The organism is Limnohabitans sp., from assembly GCF_044361985.1.
In the GTDB taxonomy this organism is placed as follows: domain Bacteria; phylum Pseudomonadota; class Gammaproteobacteria; order Burkholderiales; family Burkholderiaceae_C; genus Limnohabitans_A.
The window spans coordinates 1-7,544 of record NZ_JBIKHV010000095.1 but is presented as its reverse complement, the minus strand read 5'-3'; the positions used below and the strand labels follow the sequence as shown (position 1 = coordinate 7,544).

Annotated in this window: 7 protein-coding genes; 3 read left to right on the top strand and 4 right to left on the bottom strand. The window is 59.2% G+C overall.

What is annotated here, in order from left to right:
- Positions 1-345 (bottom strand): LysR family transcriptional regulator (locus ACIQ3A_RS12510; protein WP_396432063.1); only part of this gene is annotated, 345 nt, incomplete at its 3' end.
- A 146-nt stretch (positions 346-491) separates the two neighbouring features.
- On the opposite strand from ACIQ3A_RS12510, the gene ACIQ3A_RS12505 reads away from it, so the two are divergent.
- Positions 492-965, top strand: a complete 474-nt coding sequence (locus tag ACIQ3A_RS12505) for a hypothetical protein (protein ID WP_396432062.1) — start codon at positions 492-494, stop codon at positions 963-965.
- 92 nt (positions 966-1,057) lie between these two features.
- Here the strand turns inward: ACIQ3A_RS12505 and ACIQ3A_RS12500 are convergent, their stop codons facing one another.
- From ACIQ3A_RS12500 to ACIQ3A_RS12490, 3 genes are all read right to left on the bottom strand, one after another.
- On the bottom strand, positions 1,058-1,981 hold the full coding sequence (locus tag ACIQ3A_RS12500) for a DMT family transporter (RefSeq protein WP_396432061.1): 924 nt from the start codon (positions 1,979-1,981) through the stop codon (positions 1,058-1,060).
- A 45-nt stretch (positions 1,982-2,026) separates the two neighbouring features.
- Positions 2,027-4,018: a transketolase gene (gene tkt, locus ACIQ3A_RS12495; protein ID WP_396432060.1), complete on the bottom strand. Its 1,992-nt coding sequence runs from the start codon at positions 4,016-4,018 to the stop codon at positions 2,027-2,029.
- Positions 4,019-4,185: 167 nt separating this feature from the next.
- Positions 4,186-5,085: a LysR substrate-binding domain-containing protein gene (locus ACIQ3A_RS12490; protein ID WP_396432059.1), complete on the bottom strand. Its 900-nt coding sequence runs from the start codon at positions 5,083-5,085 to the stop codon at positions 4,186-4,188.
- A gap of 222 nt (positions 5,086-5,307) precedes the next feature.
- On the opposite strand from ACIQ3A_RS12490, the gene ACIQ3A_RS12485 reads away from it, so the two are divergent.
- Together ACIQ3A_RS12485 and ACIQ3A_RS12480 are read left to right on the top strand one after the other, a co-directional pair.
- A complete protein-coding gene (locus tag ACIQ3A_RS12485) occupies positions 5,308-6,216 on the top strand; it encodes a LysR substrate-binding domain-containing protein (protein ID WP_396432058.1) in 909 nt (302 codons plus the stop codon).
- A gap of 407 nt (positions 6,217-6,623) precedes the next feature.
- The coding region (locus tag ACIQ3A_RS12480; RefSeq protein WP_396432057.1) for a Gfo/Idh/MocA family oxidoreductase at positions 6,624-7,544 on the top strand (921 nt) is incomplete at its 3' end.

Here is a 7,544-nt window from a genome sequence, read left to right as displayed (position 1 = left end):
CTCGGCGGCCGTGGCATCGGCCATGGTCAGGATGAAGGTGCTGCTGGCTTCTTCCGGGACAAACAGGCTGGGCACGATGGCTTCTTGCAGCTGACGCAGCGCTTCTCGCACGCTGGGCCACAAGGCCAGGGCCCTTGAGGTGGGCTCGATCCCATGCCCGTGGCGCCGCACGAGCTCGTCGTCCAGCGCATCGCGCAGGCGCCGCAATGCATTGCTCACGGCCGGCTGGGTGATGGACAGGTTGCGGGCTGCACGCGTCAGGCTGCGCTCGGCCATGACTTCGTCAAACACCCTGAGCAAATTCAGGTCCAGCGTGCGAAAAGAGGCGGGGATGAAGGAATTCATACAGACATCGGTTATGTATCACTATTATGAATGGATAACATCATGAATATAAACTTGAAAAATATGCGTGAAAACCCTATATTGAGTCTATGGTTTTGATGATTTGGATTGCCAAGGCATACAAAATTAGAAGCAGGGAATTAAAAATGAGCACGATCACTGAAAAATCTGTTGTGGGCCAAATGCCCTCTGGGCCAGCCATCAGCGCAACGTCGACCACATCCACCCAAAACTTGGCCCTCTGGTTGTTGGCAGCTGGCGTGGCGGCCATGGTGGTGGCGGTCGATCACATGATCGACGGGTGGGCGGACACCCATGTGCTGGCCTCTTGGTTGGCGCTTTGGGCGGTGGCCGTGTTGGCCATCATGGTGCTGCGCGGCGTGACCCGCATGTTGGCGCAGGGTGTGATCACCGGGCTGGACAGCTGGTCTGCGGGTGTGGCCCGTCGCCGGTCTGACCAGCGGCTGTGGGCGATGGCCCAATCTGATACCCGCATGATGCGTGACTTGCAAACTGCGATGGACCGCGCTGAAGACACCAGCACACCAGCCGCCGACCTCACCACCTTGATGAGCCGTCGCGCTGCCCGCATCCTGAAAAACCGCATGCATTACATCTGAGCCTGCGAACGGGGCGCCATCGGCGCTCCTTGCATGCAAGGCCTCCTTCGGGGTGCCTTTTGCCTGGGATCGCGCAGACCCCAGCAGGGTTGTCAGGGCTCAGGCGTTTCAGGCGCTTTGCGCGATGCCAGGTAAATGCCCGGCAAGATCAGTGCGGCACCCATGACGTGGTGCCAGCCCAACGATTCGCCCAGCACCGCCCAAGCCGCCAAGCCACCATACAAAGGCCCCAGATACAAGCTGGCCGCGACGCGGCTGGCGCCCAATACCTTTTGGCAAAAGCCATAGGCCCAGTAAGCGCCAATGCCGGGCACCAGGCCTGCCAGCACCACCAGCCAAGTGGCCTGGGTGCTCCAGGATGGGGTGGCGGCCTGCTGCCACTCCCACAGCGCAAACGGCAAAAGTACCAGCACACCGCCCATGCAAATGGCCGCTAGTCGGGCTGTCGCGCCTAAAGGGGCGTGCCATTTTTTTTGCAGCAAGGCAAACCCGGCCCAGGCCACGATCGCCAGCACAATCCAGCCGTCGCCTGCGACCCATTGCACTTGGCCCAAAGCCCCCCATTGCCCTTTGACCACCACATGGAAAACGCCGGACAAGGCCACCAGCACGCCCAGACCTTGTCGCCACGAAAAGCGCTCGCCTAGCCAAATCACCGCGCCCAAGGCAATCAGCACCGGCGAAGCGGCATAAATCAGGGAGATGTTCATGGCGCTGGTGGTCTGCGCACCTTTGTAAACCCATGCACCACAGATCAGCATGCCCAAAGCCCCCAGCGTGAGGTATTGCCAGGCGGCACGCAAGGTGCTGCGCCGCTCACGCCAAAGCTCGCTGCGCGCGATGACGCTCAGGATCAAGCCAGCCAATGCCCACCGACCCAGCGCCAGCATGTGGGGCTCGATCACCCCGGGCGCGGTGCGGGCCACGATGTAATTGACGGACCAAAGGGCCGGCGTGATCCAGAGGAGCCAGAGGGCGCGACGTTCTCTGGACGAAAAATCAGTGAGCGATGTCATGCCCCGATTGTCATGCCCCGCGGCTGACAACCTGGCCAGTAAGGGTCAAGCTTGCGATTTGAGCAGGCGCGTGGCTTCGGCCACCACGGCTTGGGGGGTGATGCCAAACAAGCTGTACAGCGCATCGGCAGGGCCTGAAGCGCCAAAACCGTTCATGCCGATGAAGCCCCCGTGGTCCCCCAGGTAGCGGTCCCAACCCTGGCGCACGGCCGCTTCAATGCCCACTCGAACTGTGCCCCTGCCCAGCACGCGCTGCCTGTAATTGTTGTCTTGCGCGTCGAACAAAGCCCAGCAAGGCAGGGAGACAACGGCCGTGCCGATGCCTTGGCTTTCGAGCGCATCGCGGGCTACCACTGCCAGTGCCACTTCGGAGCCAGTGGCCAGCAGCGTGACTTGTCGGGGGCCACACACCGACTCTGCCAGGATGTAGCCGCCACGCTGGGAGAGGTTTTCTGTTTGGTGCGTCTGGCGCACCAGGGGCAATGGCTGGCGAGCAAAGACCAGACTCACCGGGCCGCTTGGGTGTTGCAGGGCCACGGCCCAGCATTCGGCGGCTTCCACTGCGTCGGCTGGGCGCATGACCAGCATGTTGGGCATGGCGCGCAGTGATGCCAGAATTTCTACCGGCTGGTGGGTGGGGCCGTTTTTGCCGATGCCGATCGAGTCATGGCTGAAGACGAATTTGACGGGCAGGCCCATCAGGGCGGCCATGCGCATCGCGGGTCGTTCGTAATCTGCAAAAGCCAGATAGGTGACGCTCAATGGCACCACGCCCCCGTGTGCGGCCATGCCGTTGGCCATGGCGGCCATCAGATGTTCACGAACGCCGCAATGCACATAGGCTCCGTTGCGGTCGTTGGCGGTGAAGGCGGCCAGCCCGCGTTTGTGGCTGGTAGGCGCTTCCAGATCAGCGCAGCCCACCATGCGCTCGGGCATAAGGGGCGTGAGCAGGTCGTTGATTTCTGCCGATATGAAAATGCCGCTCGGCGCGGTGGGCGCCTGCAGGGCGCTTTGCTTGTAATCCAGCAAAACTTGTTGCCAATGGGCGGGCAACTCGCCACGCATCACCCGTTCAAACTCGTGGCGTTCCGCAGCGTTCAGCGCGCTCATGCGTGCCTGCCAGGCCGCGTGCTCTGGCTGGCTACGCGCACCGGCTTGACGCCAGGCCTGCAGGACGTCAGGGGGAATCTCGAAAGCTGCGTGCGGCCACTGCAGCAATTCACGCGCGGCCTGGGCGTCTTCGGCGAACAAGCGACCACTGTGCCCACCACGCTGGCCTTGCAGACGGGCGATGCCCTTGGCGATCACGGTGCGGCACGCGAGCATGGACGGACGCGGATCGGCGCGCGCCGCTTCCAGCGCAATCGATACGGCATCGATGTCATGTCCATCCACTTCGACCACATGCCAGCCCGCCACCCGAAATCGCTCGGCCACGTTTTCGCTGATCGACAGGTCCGTGCTGCCATCGTCGGTGATCTGGTTGTCGTCCCACAGCAGCACCAATTTGCCCAATCGCAGATGCCCTGCCAGTGAAATCATTTCCTGGCCAATGCCCTCTTGCAGACAGCCATCGCCCACAAAAGCGTAGGTGTGGTGGTTGACTAGGTCATGGCCAAAGCGGGCGTTCAGATACGCCTCGGCTACCGCCATGCCAAACGCATTGGCAATGCCCTGACCCAAAGGGCCGGTGGTCACCTCGATGCCGATGGCCGGGTTGCGCTCCGGGTGTCCTTCGCAGTGCGAGCCCAGTTCGCGAAAGCGCTGAATTTCTTCAATGGGGAAGTCCGCGTAGCCCGTCAGGTGCAACAGCGAATACAGCAGCATGGAGCCGTGGCCATTGGACAGCACCACGCGGTCCCGGTCCCACCAAGTGGGCTCGGCCGGGTTGAATTTCAGGTGGCGCGTGTAGAGCGCGGTGGCGATCTCGGCCATGCCCAGCGGCACACCCTGGTGCCCTTCTTGTGCGCGTGCGATGGCGTCGATCGAGAGAAAACGGATGGCGTGGGCCAGCGCTTGTTGTGGGTGTGTGCTCATGGGCTGCGGCTGCCGTGCTGCAAAGCCAGGCGCCTGTCTCCGGTGGTTTCAAGGTCGTGGCCGCGATTTTTACGGGCAGGTCACATGAACACAAGCGAAGAAAACTCACGCTTTGATGAAAGGTCTTCAACTACGAGCGGGCGCTGCCCGCAGGCACGGCTGTTGTTTCAGTCCAATACCGTTTCTTGCCGAGACGGTTGAACTTCGTCCCGAAGCCAGGCCATGAAGCTGCGTACTTCAGGCTTTGAAGCGTGGCGGGCCGGGTACACCACGAAGTGGGCCTGGACTTCCATGCTCATTTGGTCCCCAAAGACCGGCTGCAATCGGCCACTGGCGATCAGGGGGCTGCCGATGCTGGTGCTCTCCAGTGCCACGCCCAGGCTTTGAACGGCGGCATCGAGACTCATCATGGCGCGGTCAAAACGCAGGCCCATGCGTTCAGGTCGCTGGTCACCGGCAAAGCGTGCAAACCATTCGGGCCATTGCACCACGCTGACGCTGGACTGGATCAGCGGCACACGCAACAGGTCGGCGGTCGTGTGCAAGCCATGGGTGCGGATGAATTCCGGGCTGGCCAGAGGCAGGATTTTTTCGGTAAAAATCGGTTCAACCTCCAGGTTGGGCCAGCTGGGCAGACCGTAGCGAATGTCAATGTCCATCTGACCCAGTTGAAAGTCCGAGTGGACGTGCGAGGCCGAGAGCATCAGGGATATGTTGGGGTGCAGTTCGGCAAAACGGCCGATGCGAGGCATCAGCCACAGGCTGGCAAAACTGGGGCTGGAGTGAACGTACAAGGTGTCTTGCACGCCGTGTCGCAGGTCTTCGGTGGCCGCGTTGATGGCGCCCAAGGCGCTGGCCACGCGCTGCAGATATTGCTGGCCTGCAGGGGTCAGCTCCACGCCCCGTGCCGAGCGCTCAAAAAGGCGGACACCCAGCAGGCTTTCGAGCTTGGCCACTTGGTGGCTGACGGCCGACGGTGTCAGGTGCAGTTCGGTCGCCGCGAGCGAAAAACTCTTGCGCCGGGCAATGGCTTCAAAGGCTTGCAAAGCACTCAGTGGAGGGATCATGGCACTTGAATGGAGTTGAATCGTTGCACCGCAACATGAATGGAATTAAATCACTTGTGAGTTTATGCCGTTTGTCAGTTTCATTATTTGACTTAACAAACCCGGTGTGGAAATTGAGGGTCGGAATCAGCCGCTGAATCTTGAAGTAGACATAATGATCCGAATTCACCCAGGTCATAAGATAGACCTTCCAAGTTAATGAAGTAACCGAATGGCTGTGACATGACACTCCCTCTGAGGGCAATTGCTGTTTTTGATGTTGTTGCACGTTGCTGCAGTCTGACCAAGGCGGCCGCAGAACTTTATGTCACCCCTTCGGCGGTCAGCCAGCAGATCCACGCGCTGGAGCTGCATCTGGGCACCACCTTGCTTAAAAAAGCGGGACGTGGTGTGGTGTTGACAGAAGCTGGAGAACGGTATTTCGAGATGATTGCCGAGGATGTGCAGCGCATCACCGAGGCCACCCAGCGGATCCGGGGGTTTCGCTCAAGAGCGGCGCTGACCGTGCGTACCACCCCCACGCTGGGCAGTAAATGGCTGTTGCCACGATTGCAGCGCTTTTTGGATGCCAACCCCGATGTCGAGTTGCGATTGAACGCCACGACAGAGCCAACCGACTTCAGCCGTGAGGACGTCGATGTCGAGATTCGTCACGGAGAGGGGCAGTGGCCTGGCGTCTTTGTTGAAGGGCTTGCAGAGGAAACGTACATGCCGGTTTGTGCGCCTAGCTACGCCCAAGCCAACAGCATGGAGGCGGCAGAACTTCAGCAGCACCGCCTGATCCATTCCGTAAAAGCCCAGCTGCAGTGGGCGCAGTGGTTCACTTCTGCCGGTGTGACGCCTTCTGCCGAATGGAGTCGGTTGCTCTTTGACCGAAGTCATATGGCCATCGATGCGGCGACGGATGGTTTGGGGGTTGCGCTGGAGAGTAACTTGATGATGTGGCGTGAATTGCGTCATGGCACCCTAGTTTGCCCTGTTCGCAACCCGCCCCGATTCACACTTACAACGCAATGGGTTGTCTGCCCTTTTGACCATCTGCGAAAGGCAAAAGTCCAGTTGTTTCTGGAATGGATAAGGCAAGAACGCGTGAACTGGCAAAACGAACGCGTGTTGCCCGCTGCCCCTTAGCGGGTGGTCTTGAGCCTTGGCGCGTGAACCGGCCACGAACTTGGCCGGAACAGGATTGACCTTGCGCCATTCTTGTGCCGCACATCCACAACTCACGGTTCGCAGAGGACCAACCTGGGTGGACGCGCGCGCGCAGGCCAAAAATACTTAAGTTTTTCTAAACATAAAAATAATTTAAGTCAATGGACGTGATCCAGGGGGCCACTTAATATTGCCCCTGGTGAATTATTTATTTAATCTATATTAGAATTTTATTCTGATTTATATTAAATAATATATAGATTATTTTATTGAAATTATTAATGATTATTCTGCAAGTCAAAAAGCATTAATCATTGATTTCTTAAAAATACTTTTATTTAATTCGAACTTGATCTTCCATTGAACTTTGAAGGAAATTATTTCCCATGAACTTGGCAACATTGCTCCAGAAACGCACCGCAGAGTCAGGCCCCATCCGTGTGGGCATCATCGGGGCCGGTAAATTTGGCTCCATGATGCTGGCTCAAGCCAAACACATCAAGGGCTATCACGTTGTGGGGGTGGCCGATTTGAACGTCGCCAAAGCCCGCGAGTCGCTCCACCGCGTGGGTTGGGAAGAAGAGCAATACAGTGCCAAAACGCTGGGTGAGGCTTACAAAACGGGCAAAACCTGCATCGTGGACAACGCAGCGGCCTTGGCCGAATTTGACGGTATCGAGTGCATCATCGAAGCGACCGGACACCCGATCGTCGGTGTGCGCCACGCGCTGACGGCCATCGACCACGGCAAGCATGTGGTCATGGTCAACGTGGAGGCCGATGTCATGTGCGGCCCCTTGTTGGCAGCCCGAGCCAAAGCCAAAGGGGTGGTTTACTCCATGGCCTATGGGGACCAACCCGCCTTCATGTGCGAGTTGATCGATTGGGTGCGCTCTTGCGGCTTTGAGTTGACCGCCGCGGGCAAGGGCATGAACTTCGAACCCCGTTACCGTTATTCCACCCCCGACACCGTGTGGGGCTACTTTGGCTGGACCGAGGCCGAAGTCAAGGCGGGTGATTTCAACGCGCAGATGTACAACTCGTTCACGGATGGGACCAAAGCGGCCATTGAAATGGCCGCAGTGGCCAATGGCACTGGCTTGGATTGCCCCGATGCGGGTCTGGCATTTTTGCCCGCTGGCCTGCACGACCTGGCCAACGTTTTCAAGCCCGCAGCTGACGGTGGCCGCTTGGCACGCAGTGGCCTGATCGACATCGCCGCCAGCCAAGAACCGGACGGTCGCGAGGTGCTGAACAACATCCGTTTCGGCATGTTCGTGACCTTCAAAGCCCCCGATGAATACACG